Source organism: Staphylococcus sp. OJ82 (assembly GCF_000294465.1).
In the GTDB taxonomy this organism is placed as follows: domain Bacteria; phylum Bacillota; class Bacilli; order Staphylococcales; family Staphylococcaceae; genus Staphylococcus; species Staphylococcus equorum.
This window is the reverse complement of sequence record NZ_ALPU01000005.1, coordinates 67,090-84,360: the sequence shown is the minus strand read 5'-3', so window position 1 is coordinate 84,360 and position 17,271 is coordinate 67,090. Positions and strand designations below refer to the sequence as shown.

Genomic DNA, 17,271 nt, shown 5'->3' with positions numbered 1-17,271 from the left:
CATCAGCATCTCTCTGTAAGTAAACAACTAACTCAGTTTTTAAAATTTATAAATTCAATTATTTCACTTCGTTTTGAGTCTGAATTTGTGGCACTGGACTATCTGAATAAAATATAATACCTTCTTCTGTATCTTCAATATATTGCACTTTGTTATTAAGTGCGCCTGTTAAGAAATACATGTCCATTACACAATATCCAATATGAAGACTCGCAATAAATATCATAGATGAATATGCAAAAAATGAGAATAATATAATCAACACTGTTGTAATAACGACTAAGGGAGCTAACATGATAGTGATATATTGCCATTTTTTAAAATATACATTTGGCATATGGGTAGTAATTAAACCTTGGCGGATTCGGAAAGTAGGTTTGTTGCCTTTTGACAAAAAGCGGAACATTATATTATGAATAAATTCATGTAAGAAATAAACAACTGCAAATCCTAATATACCGTATACTAAATTTAATATAATATTTTGTTCTATAATGTGTGTAAATGAATAAGCAAATTTATAAGATAATAATATACTAACCATCACTATTGTAAATTGAAAAAGTATAAATCCTTCTAACATTTTCTTGCTAGAGAACAAATCAATCTTGAACATGTGTCAACCCTCCGTGTCATCGTCATCGTTATTACCTAGACTATACAACGATTGTAACCACTAATGATGGGCTTTTCAAGTAAGTTAGTTGCTTGTAATTGAATTTTAACAAACTTACTTGTTCTGCAATATTTTGCAATAATTAGTAAACAACTTATTAATTAAATTCACACAAATCCTATATTCACGTATAATCACCTAAATATAAAATATTATAATTTAGCGTCTTTCAAATTGTGCTACTGTTTCAACATGCGTGGTATGTGGAAACATATCTACTGGTGTAATTTGTGTTAATTTATATCGTTGTGCTAATTGTTGCGCATCACGTTGTTGCGTTGATGGATTGCAAGAAATATAGACAATCTTTCTTGGGTTCAATTCTAAAAGTGTTTCCAAGAAAGTTTCGTCACAGCCTTTTCGAGGTGGATCAACCATTACTACATCTGGTTTAATGCCTTGTGCTTTCCATTTTAGAATAACCTCTTCAGCTTTACCACAGACAAAAGTTGTATTTTCGAACTGGTTTAAGGTCGCATTTTGCTTTGCGTCTGCAATCGCTTCTGGGACAATCTCAACACCATAGACATGTTGCGCTTTCGGTGCCATGTATAATCCAATCGTACCTATACCGCAATAAGTATCTAGTATTGTTTCTTCACCTTTAAGTTCAGCATATTCAATTGCACGTTGATATAATTTTTCAGTTTGAATAGAATTGATTTGATAAAAAGATTGATCACTGATTTTGAATGTTACATCTGAAAGTGTGTCTTGAATTTCAGCTTTACCATATAGCGTATATGACGTTTCACCCATGATGACATTCGAATGTGTATCATTCACGTTATGTTTGACACTTACTATTTCTGGAAATGCTGCTACTAATTTTTCTGTAAGTACATCACTTTGTTTGAATTTCTTCCCATTTGTAACAAATACAACCATCAGTTCTCTAGAATGGTGTCCTGTTCTAATAACGACATGACGCATAAGACCTTGCTTTTTACGCTCATTATATATACTGATATTTAATTCATTGAACCATAATTTGAGTTGATTTAGCACGTCTTGATGCATATTGTCTTGTATTAAACATTCATCCATATCTATAATGTCATGACTTCTTTGACGATAAAATCCTGTAATCACTTTATTTTCATTGTTCTTACCTACTGGTACTTGAGATTTATTACGATAAAACCACGGATTATCCATACCAATCGTATCGTGGATAATCGTATCCTTAAAATCTGCTTTACGGTGGAACAAATTGACAACTTGCTCTTTTTTCATATTCAACTGTGCTTGATAGGTCATATGTTGTAGCTGACATCCACCACATTTATGGTAATAAACACATGGTGGTTCTACACGTTCTTCACTCTCTTTTTTAATTTCAAGTAACTTACCTATTGCAAAATTTTTCTTAACTTTTATCACTTTGAATTCTATTGTTTCATTTATCAACGCATTTGGTACAAATATAGGATAGCGATCTAATTTAACAACACCATGCCCTTCATGTGTTAAATCTATAACTTTTCCTTCTATGACCTCATTTTTTTGAATTGCATCCATAACTTCACCCCACACTAAAAGAGGTTAGGATATTTGATGTCTTTACCTAACCTCTCAGTTTATTCTGTATCTTTAATTTTTTCGACTATTCATTTTAACTTGAAATGCTTAAGTTCTTCAAGCTGAATTTGTAATATTATACGAAGCGTACTTTTACTGTTCGACTATTTCATCATTATTAACATCACTTGGCGTAAATACTTCGATATGTTGTTTTAAATTCAAGAAATTACCTGGTAATTTACCACCATATTCACCATCTACGTTTAACTGCATATCTACAAATGATGATACACTAATAGATTTAGCTTTCTTATAATGAATCTTGGGATGCTTTATATGTTCTCCTCTAGAAGCTAGTGTCATTATATGTCCTAATTCAGCAAGGTTTGCTTTTTCAACGATAATCAATGTAAAATAACCATCATCTAATTTAGCATCTGGCACTAATTTTTCAAAACCAGCCATTGAATTCGTTAAACCTAATAAGAACAACAATGCTTCCCCTTGAAAAACTTCATTGTCATATTCTACACGAATATCAACAGCTTTCATTTGGGGTAACATTTCAAAGCCTTTTATATAATAGGCAAACGGTCCAACAATGGATTTCAATTTACTTGGCGTCTCATAAGAAACCTGTGTTAATTGACCACCGGCTGCTAAATTTATGAAATAACGACTATTCATCTTGCCAATATCAACCCGAGTTGTATGGCCTTCTATAATCACATCAATTGCACTCATAATGTCATTTGGTAAATGTAGCGCACGTCCAAAATCATTTACTGTACCCATAGGTATAATGCCTATACTTGGTCTGTTCGGCTGCTCTGCAATACCATTTACGACTTCATTAAGCGTACCGTCACCACCGGCAGCAATTAATACATCATAGTTTTGTTCTAAACTGCGTTCTGCTTCAGAAGTTGCGTCTCCAACTTTTTCAGTTGCATATGCACTTGTCTCAAACCCTGCTTTTTCTAATTTAATTAAAACATCTGGCAAGGTACGTTTAAACAATTCTTTACCAGATGTTGGATTATAAATGATTCTAGCTCGTTTTCTCATATTTTATCCCTCGACTTCTTATACTCAATATCTATATTATATGATTTAGATAAATGATAAAAGCATTTAGGCCAAATTTTACAGAATATATATAATATCGTATGAATAGTAAAAGAACCTGTAGACAAAAACGTTCTACAGGTTCTGCTATATCTATTGATGTAATGCATTATCTAATCCTTACATTACACTAAAATCCAACGCGGCTTTAATTATCTTTTATCTAATTCTTGTTTTAACAATTGATTTACTAATTGAGGATTGGCTTGGCCTTTTGAAGCTTTCATAATTTGACCGACTAAGAAGCCCATTGCTTTACCTTTACCATTTTTATAATCTTCAACTGATTGTGCATTATTATCTAACGCTTCATTTACGAATTTTAAAAGTGTAGCTTCGTCAGAAATTTGAACTAAACCTTTATCTTCCATAATTTGTTTGGCGTCCCCACCATTCTCAGCGAGTTCTGGGAATACTTTTTTAGCGATTTTACTGCTCATTGTACCGTCTTCAATTAACTTAATCATTCCAGCTAAGTTTTCAGGCGTTAATTTTGTATCTAATAAATCAATTTGATTTTTATTAAGATACTCATTCACGCCGCCCATTAACCAGTTAGAAGTTAATTTAGCATCTGCACCTTCAGCAATAGCACTTTCAAAGAAATCAGACATCTCTTTTGTAAGTGTTAAAACATGTGCATCATAAGCAGGTAAGCCAAAGTTGTTCACATATTTTTCTTTTCTTTCGTCTGGTAATTCTGGGATTGTTTGACGCACACGCTCTTTCCAAGCTTCATCCACATATAATGGCACAATGTCTGGTTCTGGGAAGTAACGATAGTCATCAGAGCCTTCTTTAACACGCATTAAAATTGTTTTACCAGTTGACTCATCATATCTACGTGTTTCTTGTAGGATTTCCCCACCATTTAACAGTTCTTCTTCTTGACGTTTTTCTTCATATTCAAGACCTTTACGTACAAAACTAAATGAGTTTAAGTTTTTCAACTCTGCTTTTGTACCAAACTCTTCTTGACCATATGGACGTAATGAGATGTTAGCATCACAACGTAGTGAGCCTTCTTCCATCTTACAGTCAGAAACACCAGTATATTGAATAATAGAACGTAGTTTTTCTAAGTATGCATATGCTTCTTCTGGTGAACGAATGTCTGGTTCAGAAACAATTTCAATCAATGGTGTACCTTGTCTATTTAAATCTACTAAAGAGTATCCATCTTTATGCGTTGATTTACCAGCATCTTCTTCCATGTGAAGACGTGTAATGCCTATACGTTTTGTCTTACCGTCAACTTCAATATCAATATAACCATTTTCACCAATAGGTTGATCAAATTGTGAAATTTGATATGCTTTTGGATTATCTGGATAGAAATAGTTTTTACGGTCAAATTTAGATTCTGTTGCAATATCCATATTGATTGCCATTGAAGCTCTCATAGCCCAATCAACAGCGCGTCTATTTACAACCGGTAACACACCAGGATATGCAAGATCAATTACGCTTGTGTTTGAGTTAGGTTTTGCTCCAAAATGTGCTGGTGATGCAGAGAACATTTTAGATTCTGTTTTTAACTCAACATGGACTTCTAGTCCAATAACTGTTTCAAAATGCATGATTTCCACTCCTTATAATTTTTCGTATTCATTATGAAAATTGAATTTTGTTTCATATTGATAAGCGACACGATATAACGTCTTTTCATCAAATGGTTTTCCAATAAATTGTAAACCAATTGGACGTCCGTTTGATTTACCACAAGGAACAGAAATACCTGGTAATCCAGCTAAGTTTACTGGTGTTGTTAATAAATCATTCGCATACATTGTAAGCGGATCATCAATTTCTTCACCTATATTAAACGCTGGTGTTGGTGTCGTTGGTCCTACAATAACATCGTAGTTTTCAAATATGCGGTCAAAATCATTTTTAATCAATGTTCTTACTTTTTGTGATTTTTTATAAAATGCATCATAATAACCAGAACTCAATGCAAAAGTACCTAAGAAAATACGACGTTTAACTTCGTCACCAAAGCCTTCACTTCTAGACATTTTGTATAAGTCTTCTAATGAGTTCGCTTCAGGTGAATGGTAACCATATCTAATACCATCAAAGCGAGATAAGTTTGATGAAGCTTCTGATGAAGCAATAACGTAATAAGAAGGGATACCATATTTAGTGTTTGGTAATGACACTTCTTCAACTGTTGCACCTAATTCTTTTAGTGTTTCAACAGCTTGTTTAACAGAAGCTTTAACATCTTCTGATACACCTTCACCAAGGTATTCTGTTGGTAACGCAACTTTAAGACCTTGAATATCTTTACCGATATCAGTAGTGAAATCTGACTCTTCAACTGGTGCACTTGTAGAGTCATTTTCATCTAAACCAGTAATTGTTTCTAATACTAAAGCATTATCTTTAACATTACGTGTAAGTGGTCCGATTTGGTCTAATGATGATGCAAACGCAACTAATCCAAAACGTGATACGCGGCCATATGTAGGTTTCATACCTACGATGCCACAGTAAGCCGCTGGTTGACGAATTGAACCACCAGTATCTGTACCTAAACTGAACGGAACTAATCCTGCTGCTACGGCTGCTGCTGAACCACCTGATGAACCTCCAGGTACTGCAGTGTGATCAAATGGATTAACTGTCTTTTTAAAGTATGAAGTTTCAGTTGAACCACCCATAGCGAATTCATCTAAGTTTAGTTTACCAATAAGTATTGCTTGTTCATTTCGTAATTTATTCATTACTGTTGATTCATAAATAGGCACAAATCCTTCTAACATTTTACTTGCGCAAGTTGTTTCAACGCCTTCAGTAATAATGTTGTCTTTTATACCCATAGGAATACCAAAAAGTTGACCTTCCATTTGGTCTTTAGCTTGTAATTCATCCAATTCTTGCGCTTGTTTAACTGCATTTTCTTTATCTAATGCAAGAAATGATTTGATTGTTGGATCAGTTTCTTCTATTGCATCATAAATATCATTCACAATTTGTGAAGGCTTAATTTCTTTGTTTTTTATTAAGTTGATCAAATTTTCCACAGATTCATAACGGATGGTCATCTTAAGCGTCCTCCTCATTCATGATAGATGGGACTTTAAATTGTCCATCTTCCGTCTCTTTAGCATTTTTTAATGCAAGCTCTTGAGGAATACCCTCATCTGCTTTGTCTTCACGTAATACGTTTTGTAAATCTAATACGTGATATGTTGGTTCTACTTCACTTGTATCTGCTGAATCTATATGATTAGCAAAGTTTAAAATACTTTCTAATGTTTCTTGCATCTCTGCAGTTGCATCTTCAGTAATTTCAAGTCTAGCTAAATTTGCTATATGCTCTACTTCTTCACGTGTAACTTTAGCCATTAAATAAAAGCCTCCTTTTTACTCATTCATTACAAAATTGTACCAAAATTCCGCCCAAAAATCTAAGCTTTTCGATAATAACAGTAAATTACAGTGATTTATTTTTAAACTTTTTCAAAAACTATATATTTTCACAACCCTTTTATAGCTATGTTTTCAATATGGATATAAGTATTTATCACTTTTATATGTATAATAATTCTATTATTTCTAAAAAAAGAACTTAGTCTATAAAAATTGTAAGCGTTTAACACTTAGCAAATATCGAGTGAAATCATAAAATTACTTAATATTTATCTTTACGCTATTATGAATCCTCTTGTATAACCATTCATGTTTCAAAAAAAGAGCGGGATAGAAATCAAAATATAACCCTTCATTGTTAGTGATTAGTATCTCAGTTCCAATGATAGTATCTATTGAGTCAGATTATAATTCTAAAACATAAGCCATCTCGTTTTAAAGATATGTTAAGGTAACTTCTCTATACTAAAATTTTTTGTATAAATTTATGTAATAAACCGATTTTGTAAAGGGCTTACGCCTAGGGGAATAGTATGAGCGAGAGACTACAGGCTCGATCCATACCTCAGGCAAACATGCACTTTCAAAATCGGAAAGCTTTAAAATAAAAAGAGCAGGACAGAAATCAAAATTTTAAATTTGATTTCGTAGTCCCACCCTCACAAAGATGACTAATTGTTGTTTTTATAAATATGAACTTGTGGTTCTTTATCTTCTTTTGTTTTACTGATTAGTGCTTTAGGGTTATTACCATCTTTAATGTGAATTTCATACTCATCTATATCATCGAAATATTTTCTTGCTTGTTCAGTGACATATTGCGTAATACCTATAGTTTCGGCTTTACCATAATAATCAATTGGTACATCTACAGATAATTGCTTAGCTTCTTTATTATCGAATTTAACAGTACCTACTGCTTGAGTGAAATTATTAAAATATGTTTGGAGATTATCATTAAACTGTTTGAAATCAGAGTTTAAATTTTCATCTAAATCTGCAGCCTCTCCAGATGGTAATAAAGCAGTTTTCTGTTGAATATCTTTCCATTCATTAATACGTGTTTTATCACCTTCAACTGTCGTACCAGCGATAAACTCGCCAGGTATAATTGAGTTTTCTCCAGATTGTTTATAAACAGCAAAATGAATTGGAATATCCTTCAGTTCTTTATTTTCGCGTAATCTAGTAAGTATTTCTTCAGACATTTTCTTACCTTGTTTTTTAATTTCTTTGTCATCCAATTTCTTACTATAGGTCTCTCCATCTTTTTCTTTTTGGTAATAATATGTACTGTTCATCGCTAAACCAATCGTCATACCTTTAATTTTTTACCTTTTGTATCGCCACTATTATAAAAATCTTGTTCTAAAATATTAGAAAGATATGCTGGTGAATTTTCTGCAATTTTTTCAGGATCTGTTTCACCATTATGAGATGGATTTAATCCTAAATTCTCATTTGCTTTTTTCTCTTTACGTTCGTCTTCATCCATATCATCGATTTCAGCTTTAGTATATTTAGGTCCTAAATATGCGTTAATCGTATCTTTATCTAGATATTGGCCATCTTGATATAAATAATCTTCAGTTGGAAAGACTTCTTTACTTAAATCTAATAGACCACTCTCGAAATCTTCACCATTATAACTATTTGCGATATTTTCTTGTAATACACCACGTGCTTTGCTTTCTTTAAATGGTAATATTGTTCTGTAATTGTCACCTGCTACATTTTTATCCGTTGCAATATCTTTTACAGAACCAGAATCTTGCTGCTGTTGTTGTTCATTTTCATTAGATTGTTCTTTGCTTTTGTTATCATCATCATTGCCACATGCTGATAATAAAAAAACTGCTGAGATGAATAGTATAACCTTCCGTTTCATGCATTATCTCCTCTATCCCTCGATTTCATTTTGCTTCTGAACAAAGTCTTCTTCTGACCATATTGCTGTATCAAATTTTTCAGCTTTTGTTAATTTGGAGCCTGCATCCTCACCAGCGATAACTAAGTCTGTACTTTTAGTTACACTGCTCGTAACTTTTGCACCTTGAAGTTCTAACCATTTTGAAGCTTCGTTTCTAGTCATTTGATATAACTTACCAGTAAGTACAATTGTCTTATCTTTAAAGTCTGGGTGGCCTTCTAAATCACTTGTCTTTATACCTTTATATGTCATATTAACATTTTTTTCTTTTAATTTATTAATAAGTGCACGAATATCTTCATTTTCTAAATACGTGACTACAGATTGGGCTACTTTGTGCCCGATGTCATGTATACCAACAAAGTCTTCTTCTGTTATTTCGAATAATTTATCCATTGTGCCGTATTTTTCAGCTATGACTTGGCTTGCTTTTACGCCAAGATGTCTGATACCTAAACCAAACAATAGCTTTTCTAAAGAATTGTTTTTAGACACTTCAATAGCATTAATCAAGTTATCTACTTTTTTCTCTCCCATGCGGTCAAGCGGTAATAAATCTTCTTTTGTTAAGTAGAAAATATCTGCAATGTCTTTTATTTTTTCATTATCATACAGTTGTTGAATGATTTTTGTACCTAAACCGTCGATATTCATTGCTTGTCGAGAAACAAAATGAATCATGCCTTCCACAAGTTGTGCTTGGCACTTAGGATTGATACAGCGCAAAGCTACTTCGCCTTCTATGCGTACTAATTCATGTTCACAACTTGGACAATGTGTTGGCATATGATAAACTTCCGCATTATCTGGACGTCTATCTAATACACTTTTAATAACTTCAGGTATAATATCCCCTGCTTTTTTAATTACTACACTGTCGCCAATTCTAATATCTTTGTCATGAATCAAATCTTCATTATGTAGAGAAGCGCGAGAAACAGTAGTTCCAGCAACTTTTACTGGTTCAAGAATAGCTGTAGGTGTGACGACACCTGTCCTACCTATACTTAATTCAATATCCACTAAATCTGTAATTACTTCTTCTGCTGGGAATTTATATGCAATCGCCCAACGCGGTGATTTTTGAGTGAAGCCAAGTTCCTCTTGGTGCGCTACCATATTCACTTTAATTACAATACCATCAATATCATATGGTAATGCTTCTCTTTTTTCAGTCCAATGTTCAATATATGCAATCACATCATCAATCGTTTGTACACGTTGACGTTCTTGGTTTGTTTTAAAGCCTAACTCATCTAATTCATCTAACGCTTCACTTTGCGTATTCGCATTAAATTGAGTAAAATCATTGACACTATATAGAAAAACACTTAGTTTACGTTTAGCTGCGAGCTTTGAATCTAACTGTCTAAGTGAACCGGCAGCAGCATTTCGCGGATTCGCAAACGCTTGTTCATCATTCTTAGCTTTTGCTTCATTTAAATTAAAAAATGATTGTCTAGGCATATATGCTTCGCCGCGAACTTCAAATGTTCTAGTTTCTTTGATTTTCAAAGGGATAGCATGAATCGTTTTTAAATTTTCTGTAATATCCTCACCTGTAGTACCATCTCCACGTGTTAACCCTTGTACAAATCGGCCATTTTCATATTTCAAAGATACTGCTAAACCATCTATTTTCAATTCACACATATATTCTACGTCACCTATACGTTCGCGTATACGTTGATCGAATTTTCTTAAGTCTTCTTCATTAAATGCGTTGCCTAAGCTGAGCATCGGGGTATTATGTCTTACCTTTTCGAAAGTTGATTGAGCAGAACCACCGACTCTTACCGTTGGAGAGTCAGGCGTTCGATATTCTGGGTGAGTATCTTCAATGTCTATTAACTCATGCAACAATTTATCATATTCACTGTCTGGCACTGATGGATTATCTTGAACATAGTACTCAAAACTATAGCGATTTAACAGTTGATGCAATTCATCGACGCGTGATTGTAAATCAGCCACATTTTATTCCCCCTTTTTCTCAATTGGCGCAAATTGTGCAAGTAAGCGTTTCGGTCCTTCTGATTTAAAGATGATATCTAATTCTACAGAACCATTTTTTTCTTTTACATTACTAACCATGCCTTCGCCCCATGATTTATGAACAACTTTATCTCCAACTTTCCAATCTGAAGACACTTGTGTTTTTTTAGTAGCTGTAGCACGTTGGCTATAACCTCTTTTAGCTGGTTCTTTTGTTGCTGAACGGAAGCTAGTGCCTTGTGTTTTAGCTTTTGCTTTAGATTTAGTTTCATTTTCCAATAGATCTTCAGGTATTTCTCTTAAAAATCTAGAAGCCATATTGGATTGTGGTCGTCCAAATAACATTCTTGATGTTGCATGTGTTAAATATAATGTTTCTTCAGCACGTGTGATAGCTACATAACAAATACGTCTCTCTTCTTGCATTTCATGTTCCTCATCGCTCTTAATTGCTCTAATGTGTGGGAATAAAGACTCTTCCATGCCCATGATAAATACAATCGGAAATTCTAGACCTTTAGCAGAGTGCATTGTCATCAACGTGATACCATCTTCAATTTGCGCTTCATCTATATCTGCAACTAATGATAAATCTGTTAAAAAGTTAATTAATGACTGTTCTTCTAATGGTGTATTCTCTTCATAATCTTTGGGAACAGACATAAACTCATCAATATTTTCAAGTCTACTTCTAGATTCTAACGTTTGTTCACGTTCTAACATATCACGGTAACCTGATTTAACTAGCACTTCTTCAACAATTTCAGTAATTTCAAGAAATTCTTGTTGTTTGATAAGATTTTGCATTACATCATAAAAATTAATACATTCTTGCGTTACTTTTTTAGATAATCCAATAAAGTCTACTTCAGCTAATGCATCAAACATGCTTAAATCATTTTGCATTGCATAAGTTTGAATTTTATCTACTGAAGTTGGTCCAATACCACGTTTTGGAATGTTTATTACACGACGCAAGCTAATATCATCATTACTATTGGCAATGATTCGTACATAACTTAATAAATCTTTAATTTCTTTTCTATCATAGAATTTTTGACCGCCAACCATTGTATAGGGAAGATTTGATTTCATAAACGTTTCTTCAAGTACACGTGACTGTGCGTTCGTACGATATAAAATAGCCATATCTTTATATTTCTTTCCATTACGCTGATGTTTCATAATTTCGCGTACAACATATTCCGCTTCATCTCGTTCAGTTGTTGCTTCATAATAATGTATTTTATCGCCGTCAGTATTGCCCGTCCATAATCCTTTAGGTTTACGCTCTGAATTATTTTTAATTACTTCATTAGCCGCATTTAAAATATTTTTTGTAGAACGATAGTTTTGCTCTAGGAAAACCGTTTTTGCTTCTGGATAATCTTCTTCAAAAGAAAGGATATTTTGTATATCTGCGCCACGCCATCCGTATATAGATTGATCTGAGTCACCTACAACGCAAAGGTTTTTAAATTTATTTGCAAGGAGTTTAACTAATGTATATTGTGCTTTATTCGTATCTTGATACTCATCCACATGAATATACTGGAATTTGTTTTGATAATAATCTAATACTTCTGGAACTCGTTCAAATAGACGTATTGTAATCATAATCAAATCATCAAAATCTAGTGCTTCGTTTCTTGAAAGTTGACGTTGATAACCTTTATAAACAGTAGCAACCATTTGTGCATGATAATCATTTGCTTCTTTTTGTGCATCTTCCGGCGTTTTTAATTCGTTTTTCAAATTACTAATAGCGCCTATAAACATTCTAGGCTCAAACTTTTTGCTATCGATATTTTCATTTTTTAATACATCTTTAATTACTGATTTTTGATCAGTTGGATCAATAATTGTAAAATTGCGTTCTATACCAATTCTATCTGCATCTCTTCGAAGTATTCTCACACACATAGAGTGAAATGTAGACATCCATAGCACTTGAGCTTGTTCTCCAACTAATGTCTCAACACGTGCTTTCATTTCTTTGGCAGCTTTATTTGTAAATGTGATGGCTAATACGTTATATGGAGACACGTCTTTCTCATCAAGCAAGTAAGCTATACGATGTGTTAAGACACGTGTTTTGCCTGAACCTGCACCTGCCATTATAAGCAATGGCCCCTCTGTTGTACGTACTGCTTGGCTTTGTTCCTCATTCATCTTATTAACTAATGCGTTCATTTATGTGACTCCTTTATCTCAACTGTTTTTAATGCTTTTTCTATATCTTTATATATAATGTCTCCAACTATAATAGTGTCTGCGATTGAAGCCATTTGTTTTGCATCATTATAATCACTAATACCACCACCATAAAATAGTTGTGTATCTGTTAATTGATTTGCTGCTGCTTTTACTATTTCTACTTCTCCATATGTACCACTATATTCTATATACATAACCGGTAATTTGTACATATCATTAATCATTAATGCATAAGCTTCAATATCTTCATCCGTTAAGTTTGTATTTGCTTGCGTCACTTTCGCGACTTTACTATCAGGATTAAGTACGACATAGCCTTCAAATATGACTTCATCAAAATCAATTATTTGTCCGAATGACTTGAGTGCATCTAACAATATGCCATTATGATATTTAACATCTGAACTGTTTAACACGGTAGGCACGAAATAAAAGTCGAAGCCAAGCATTACGCTATCTACATTTGAAATTTCCAATGCTATGGGTAATGAAAATTGGTTTAAGCGTCGCTTTAAATGAAACACATTATCTTCAGTAACTTCATCTGTTCCACCTATGATAATTGCGTCCGTATTAGATAAACAAATTGCTTCTAATTCTTCGTCAGATATTAACTTTGCAGGGTCTAATTTAAAAATATGTTTCCACTTTTTAATGTCATACATGATATGTTACTCCTTTTTTAAACATACATATGATTATATCATTTTTAGTCTGTGAGTTCTAAAATGATGTCGAAAAAAACCACCCCAATATTTCTGAGATGATTTTTATAATTTAGTTTCCTTTTTACGGTAATTATTTAATTTAACTGGTAATAACTTTCTAAATTTGTATCTTGGTTGTCTATAATTCCAGCTAATTCAGGTCCTACATATCGCAAATGCCATGCTTCATATGCATAGCCAGTGTGCTTTGATTGCCCTTTAGGATACCTAATAATAAATCCATATTTAGAAGCGTTTTGAGCTAACCAGTGTGCTTCTTTTGTATGTTCAAAATCTTCGTAGAAATTTTCGAGTGACCTTTGCGTGCCTACATCGAATGCTAATCCTGTTTGATGTTCTGAATGTCCTGGTTTAGCAGTATATTGTTTCGCGACTTTTTTTCCATCATTTTCAAGATATGATTTCACTACTTTTTGTTGATCTTTATAACTTCTATAGCCACTAATATATTTTAAATCTAATTCTTTTTGTTCAGCTTTATCTAACATTTCATTTAATTTACGTCTGGCTTTTTTATTTTCAGCAGGTTTATAGTGTTGCGGTAATTGATATGTTTTGTTAACAATGACATGTCCATTCACTTTCGTCACGCCTTGTCTTCCAACAATAATTGGTAATGCATTTTTAGGTTCGACGATATTTGAATGCATAGGTTGTTGATGATTAGAAGCTATAATAAGCAACATTCGTATGACACTACCGATAAATAATAAAGTCGCAATTACAATTATCCACTTCTTAAACACAGTAATTTCCCCTCCAACATGTGTACATATAATAATATTTTCAAAGAATGCATTTAACAAAGATGTAGTTGATACGTCTCAATTACCATTCTATCACTTTACAAAACATAAAGAAGCTGCCGACAAAGTATTATACTCTATCGACAGCTAGGGTTAACTTAAATAGTTAACCTTACTTCTCATATAAAATTATCTAATCAGCCGTTTCAATATTCATGCGATCTAGAATTACGGTATAAGCATCATTGCCCCATTGCAACGATCTTTTCACACGAGAAATTGTTGCAGTTGATGCACCAGATTCTTGTTCAATTGTCGCATAAGTGAAGCCTTGTTTAATCATTTTTGCGACTTGTAATCGTTGTGACAATGACTGTATTTCATTAACAGTACATAAATCATCAAAGAATTCATAACATTCTTCTCTATTTTCAAGCGTCAAAATCGCATCGAACAATTCATCTAATGCTTTTCCTCTTAATTTTTCTATTTGCATTCAAAACAACCCCTGTATCTTTCAATTTAATCTCAGTTTAACGTACTAATACATTAAAGTGTAACGATTTCCCTTGAAAAATTCAATTATTCCTGATTATTCTAAACCAGCTCTTTCAAAAATAGTGTCAACTTGGTTTAAATGGTGTTTTGGATTGAAACATTCATCTAAGTCTGCTTCAGATAATAATGTTGTAATTGAATTGTCTTGTTCTATTAATGTTCTAAATGGTGTTTTAGTTTCCCAAGACTCCATCGCCTTAGGTTGTACTTTATCATATGCTTCTTCACGTGCCAAACCTTTATTAATTAAAGCTAATAATACACGTTGTGAGTAGATTAAACCAAACGTTTTATCAATATTTCCAAGCATATTATCTTCAAATACTGTAAGTCTATCAACAATATTTGTAAAACGGTTCAAGCCGTAGTCTAATGCAATCGTAACATCTGGGAGCATAATTCGTTCAGCTGAAGAATGAGAAATATCTCGTTCATGCCATAACGGAACGTTTTCATAAGCTGTTGTCACATAACCTCTTATCACACGTGCAATACCTGTAATGTTTTCAGAACCAATTGGATTACGTTTGTGTGGCATTGCTGATGAACCTTTTTGTCCTTTAGCAAATGCTTCTTCTACTTCACGTGTCTCAGTTTTTTGTAAATTACGTATTTCCACGGCAAATTTTTCCATTGAAGTACTGATAAGTGCAAGTGTCGCAATATAATAAGCATGACGATCACGTTGTAGCGTTTGTGTTGATACTGGAGCTGCACCCAGGCCTAAATTTTCACACACATGTGCTTCTATTTCAGGTGGTATGTTAGCAAAAGTCCCTACTGCACCACTCATTTTTCCAACTTCAATTTCTTCTCTTACGCGTTTAAAACGTTCTAAATTACGTTGCATTTCTGTATACCAAAGCGCCATTTTGACACCAAACGTTGTTGGTTCAGCATGCACACCGTGTGTACGACCCATCATTAATGTATATTTGTAATCTTTTGCTTTTTTCGCTAATACTTCAATAAATCTTTCTAAATCTTTTTCAATAATGTCGTTTGCCTGTTTAATCACATAACTTAACGCAGTATCTACTACATCAGTTGAAGTTAAACCATAATGAACCCACTTACGTTCTTCACCAAGTGTTTCAGAAACTTGTCTAGTAAATGCGACTACATCATGACGTGTTTCTTGTTCAATTTCCTGTGCACGTTCAACATCAACTTTGGCGTTTTCACGTATTTTTTTGACGTCTGCCTCAGGTATATCCCCTAGTTTACTCCAAGCTTCACAAGCAAGTATCTCTACTTCCAACCAAGCTTCATAGCGATTTTGATCAGTCCAAATATTAGACATTTCTTCTCTAGAATAGCGTTCAATCATTGAAATTAGCTCCTATCTTACATAAGTTTTAGTTCACAAACCTCAAAACATGCACATTTAAGTTCATTTTCACTTTAAAGTTCGTGTTTATTCTTTTCAATACTAGTTTAACAGAATTACTTTGAAATGTATAAGCCTTTTAAGCCTACTATAGAAATTATTTAGAATCAAAATATTAAAAAAAGAGCCCGAAACATAAATACATGTATCAGGCTCCCATATTTATCATTCTTGTAATTTGCCTACGAACTCAATTTCTTGTTTAAGTACCTCTACGCTGCCGTCTTTATTTTCTTTGTAAACAGGCTTTTCAAAACGTTTAACTGGTGTATAGCCAGCTTCACGCATGCGACCCAAACAATCTTGAATTGACTCGTGTTCTTCGACTTTGAATTTTTGTTGTTTTTTCATATGCTTTCAACTTCATCCGTATCATATTGTTTAAGTTTTTTACTTTTAACACCTTTCGCCCAGAACCCTCCATGAATTGTACGCGGTTCATATGCGACCATAAATGCTTTTGCATCAATTTGTTTAATCGTCTCAATTAATTTAGCTTCAAAACGTCTCGGTGTAAGTATTTGTAAAATCAAGCGTTTGCCATCTCGGCCGTATGCAGTATTATGTGTCACACCATACCCTAAATCTCTTAATTGTCTTGGTAAGTCTAACTCATACTCAGATGAAGTTACATTGACTACTGTATAACCAAGTGCTAGTTTTTCTTCAATCTTCATACCAACAATAATACCTATTGAAAAACCAAAGGCGTATGCAAGTACATTTTGGATTTGATCCAAACTAGACATTACCATACCTAAACCAATAACATATACAAGGACTTCCAAGAAGCTCACGATTGCAGCAACATAGCGATAACCTTTAAGGGTTAATATTGTTCTCATCGTTAAGCATGTTACATAAGCAACGTTGATTATAAAAATGGCTAAAACCATTAACCATGGCGTAGATGTTATCACTGACATGTCCATTTTCCTTTCTGTTACATTAAATTCAAGTAATTCTATCAGTAAGTTTATATTTTGTCACTAAAAACTTAC

At 33.3% G+C, this 17,271-nt stretch carries 14 protein-coding genes and 1 pseudogene; all 15 read right to left on the bottom strand.

Annotated elements, in window-relative coordinates; translation table 11 throughout:
* Positions 1 to 58 precede the first annotated feature (58 nt).
* Entirely contained in the window at positions 59 to 616 is a 558-nt protein-coding gene (locus SOJ_RS05975; RefSeq protein ID WP_002507195.1) for a DUF3267 domain-containing protein, read from the bottom strand.
* Between the two features lie 219 nt (positions 617 to 835).
* The gene (rlmD, locus tag SOJ_RS05970) at positions 836 to 2,197 is read right to left on the bottom strand and encodes a 23S rRNA (uracil(1939)-C(5))-methyltransferase RlmD (RefSeq protein ID WP_002507194.1); all 1,362 of its coding nucleotides are present in this window, start codon (positions 2,195 to 2,197) and stop codon (positions 836 to 838) included.
* Positions 2,198 to 2,350: 153 nt separating this feature from the next.
* Positions 2,351 to 3,268 carry a diacylglycerol kinase gene (locus SOJ_RS05965; protein WP_002507193.1) on the bottom strand — a complete coding sequence of 306 codons (918 nt, stop codon included), beginning with the start codon at positions 3,266 to 3,268 and terminating at the stop codon, positions 2,351 to 2,353.
* A 212-nt stretch (positions 3,269 to 3,480) separates the two neighbouring features.
* Positions 3,481 to 4,908 (bottom strand): Asp-tRNA(Asn)/Glu-tRNA(Gln) amidotransferase subunit GatB, encoded by a 1,428-nt coding sequence (gene gatB / locus SOJ_RS05960; protein ID WP_002507192.1) that lies wholly within the window; start codon positions 4,906 to 4,908, stop codon positions 3,481 to 3,483.
* A gap of 12 nt (positions 4,909 to 4,920) precedes the next feature.
* Complete coding sequence (gene gatA / locus SOJ_RS05955) at positions 4,921 to 6,378, bottom strand: Asp-tRNA(Asn)/Glu-tRNA(Gln) amidotransferase subunit GatA (RefSeq protein ID WP_002507191.1); 1,458 nt, start codon at positions 6,376 to 6,378, stop codon at positions 4,921 to 4,923.
* A 1-nt stretch (position 6,379) separates the two neighbouring features.
* Positions 6,380 to 6,682, bottom strand: a complete 303-nt coding sequence (gene gatC, locus SOJ_RS05950; RefSeq protein ID WP_002507190.1) for an Asp-tRNA(Asn)/Glu-tRNA(Gln) amidotransferase subunit GatC — start codon at positions 6,680 to 6,682, stop codon at positions 6,380 to 6,382.
* A 695-nt stretch (positions 6,683 to 7,377) separates the two neighbouring features.
* Positions 7,378 to 8,594 (bottom strand): annotated as a pseudogene (locus tag SOJ_RS05945) (CamS family sex pheromone protein).
* Positions 8,595 to 8,606: 12 nt separating this feature from the next.
* Complete coding sequence (ligA, locus tag SOJ_RS05940) at positions 8,607 to 10,610, bottom strand: NAD-dependent DNA ligase LigA (RefSeq protein WP_002507187.1); 2,004 nt, start codon at positions 10,608 to 10,610, stop codon at positions 8,607 to 8,609.
* A gap of 3 nt (positions 10,611 to 10,613) precedes the next feature.
* Positions 10,614 to 12,824, bottom strand: a complete 2,211-nt coding sequence (gene pcrA / locus SOJ_RS05935; RefSeq protein ID WP_002507186.1) for a DNA helicase PcrA — start codon at positions 12,822 to 12,824, stop codon at positions 10,614 to 10,616.
* Positions 12,821 to 13,513, bottom strand: coding sequence for a heptaprenylglyceryl phosphate synthase (locus SOJ_RS05930; protein WP_002507185.1), 693 nt, complete (start codon positions 13,511 to 13,513; stop codon positions 12,821 to 12,823). Before SOJ_RS05930 ends, pcrA begins: the two co-directional genes overlap by 4 nt.
* Before the next feature lie 137 nt (positions 13,514 to 13,650).
* Entirely contained in the window at positions 13,651 to 14,322 is a 672-nt protein-coding gene (locus tag SOJ_RS05925) for a M15 family metallopeptidase (protein ID WP_002507184.1), read from the bottom strand.
* 193 nt (positions 14,323 to 14,515) lie between these two features.
* Positions 14,516 to 14,818 carry a YerC/YecD family TrpR-related protein gene (locus SOJ_RS05920; RefSeq protein WP_002507183.1) on the bottom strand — a complete coding sequence of 101 codons (303 nt, stop codon included), beginning with the start codon at positions 14,816 to 14,818 and terminating at the stop codon, positions 14,516 to 14,518.
* A 96-nt stretch (positions 14,819 to 14,914) separates the two neighbouring features.
* A complete protein-coding gene (purB, locus tag SOJ_RS05915) occupies positions 14,915 to 16,210 on the bottom strand; it encodes an adenylosuccinate lyase (RefSeq protein ID WP_002507182.1) in 1,296 nt (431 codons plus the stop codon).
* Positions 16,211 to 16,435: 225 nt separating this feature from the next.
* Positions 16,436 to 16,621 (bottom strand): NETI motif-containing protein, encoded by a 186-nt coding sequence (locus SOJ_RS05910; protein WP_002507181.1) that lies wholly within the window; start codon positions 16,619 to 16,621, stop codon positions 16,436 to 16,438.
* Complete coding sequence (locus tag SOJ_RS05905; protein ID WP_002507180.1) at positions 16,618 to 17,196, bottom strand: DUF2179 domain-containing protein; 579 nt, start codon at positions 17,194 to 17,196, stop codon at positions 16,618 to 16,620. The genes SOJ_RS05910 and SOJ_RS05905 overlap by 4 nt, the downstream gene beginning before the upstream one ends.
* Positions 17,197 to 17,271: the final 75 nt, after the last annotated feature.

What these genes read in the sequence shown, in the direction of transcription:
- SOJ_RS05975 (WP_002507195.1), bottom strand. Translation starts at nt 616, where the DNA reads ATGTTCAAGATTGATTTGTTCTCTAGCAAGAAAATGTTAGAAGGATTT.
- rlmD (WP_002507194.1), bottom strand. Translation starts at nt 2,197, where the DNA reads ATGGATGCAATTCAAAAAAATGAGGTCATAGAAGGAAAAGTTATAGAT.
- SOJ_RS05965 (WP_002507193.1), bottom strand. Translation starts at nt 3,268, where the DNA reads ATGAGAAAACGAGCTAGAATCATTTATAATCCAACATCTGGTAAAGAA.
- gatB (WP_002507192.1), bottom strand. Translation starts at nt 4,908, where the DNA reads ATGCATTTTGAAACAGTTATTGGACTAGAAGTCCATGTTGAGTTAAAA.
- gatA (WP_002507191.1), bottom strand. Translation starts at nt 6,378, where the DNA reads ATGACCATCCGTTATGAATCTGTGGAAAATTTGATCAACTTAATAAAA.
- gatC (WP_002507190.1), bottom strand. Translation starts at nt 6,682, where the DNA reads ATGGCTAAAGTTACACGTGAAGAAGTAGAGCATATAGCAAATTTAGCT.
- pcrA (WP_002507186.1), bottom strand. Translation starts at nt 12,824, where the DNA reads ATGAACGCATTAGTTAATAAGATGAATGAGGAACAAAGCCAAGCAGTA.
- SOJ_RS05930 (WP_002507185.1), bottom strand. Translation starts at nt 13,513, where the DNA reads ATGTATGACATTAAAAAGTGGAAACATATTTTTAAATTAGACCCTGCA.
- SOJ_RS05920 (WP_002507183.1), bottom strand. Translation starts at nt 14,818, where the DNA reads ATGCAAATAGAAAAATTAAGAGGAAAAGCATTAGATGAATTGTTCGAT.
- purB (WP_002507182.1), bottom strand. Translation starts at nt 16,210, where the DNA reads ATGATTGAACGCTATTCTAGAGAAGAAATGTCTAATATTTGGACTGAT.
- SOJ_RS05910 (WP_002507181.1), bottom strand. Translation starts at nt 16,621, where the DNA reads ATGAAAAAACAACAAAAATTCAAAGTCGAAGAACACGAGTCAATTCAA.
- SOJ_RS05905 (WP_002507180.1), bottom strand. Translation starts at nt 17,196, where the DNA reads ATGTCAGTGATAACATCTACGCCATGGTTAATGGTTTTAGCCATTTTT.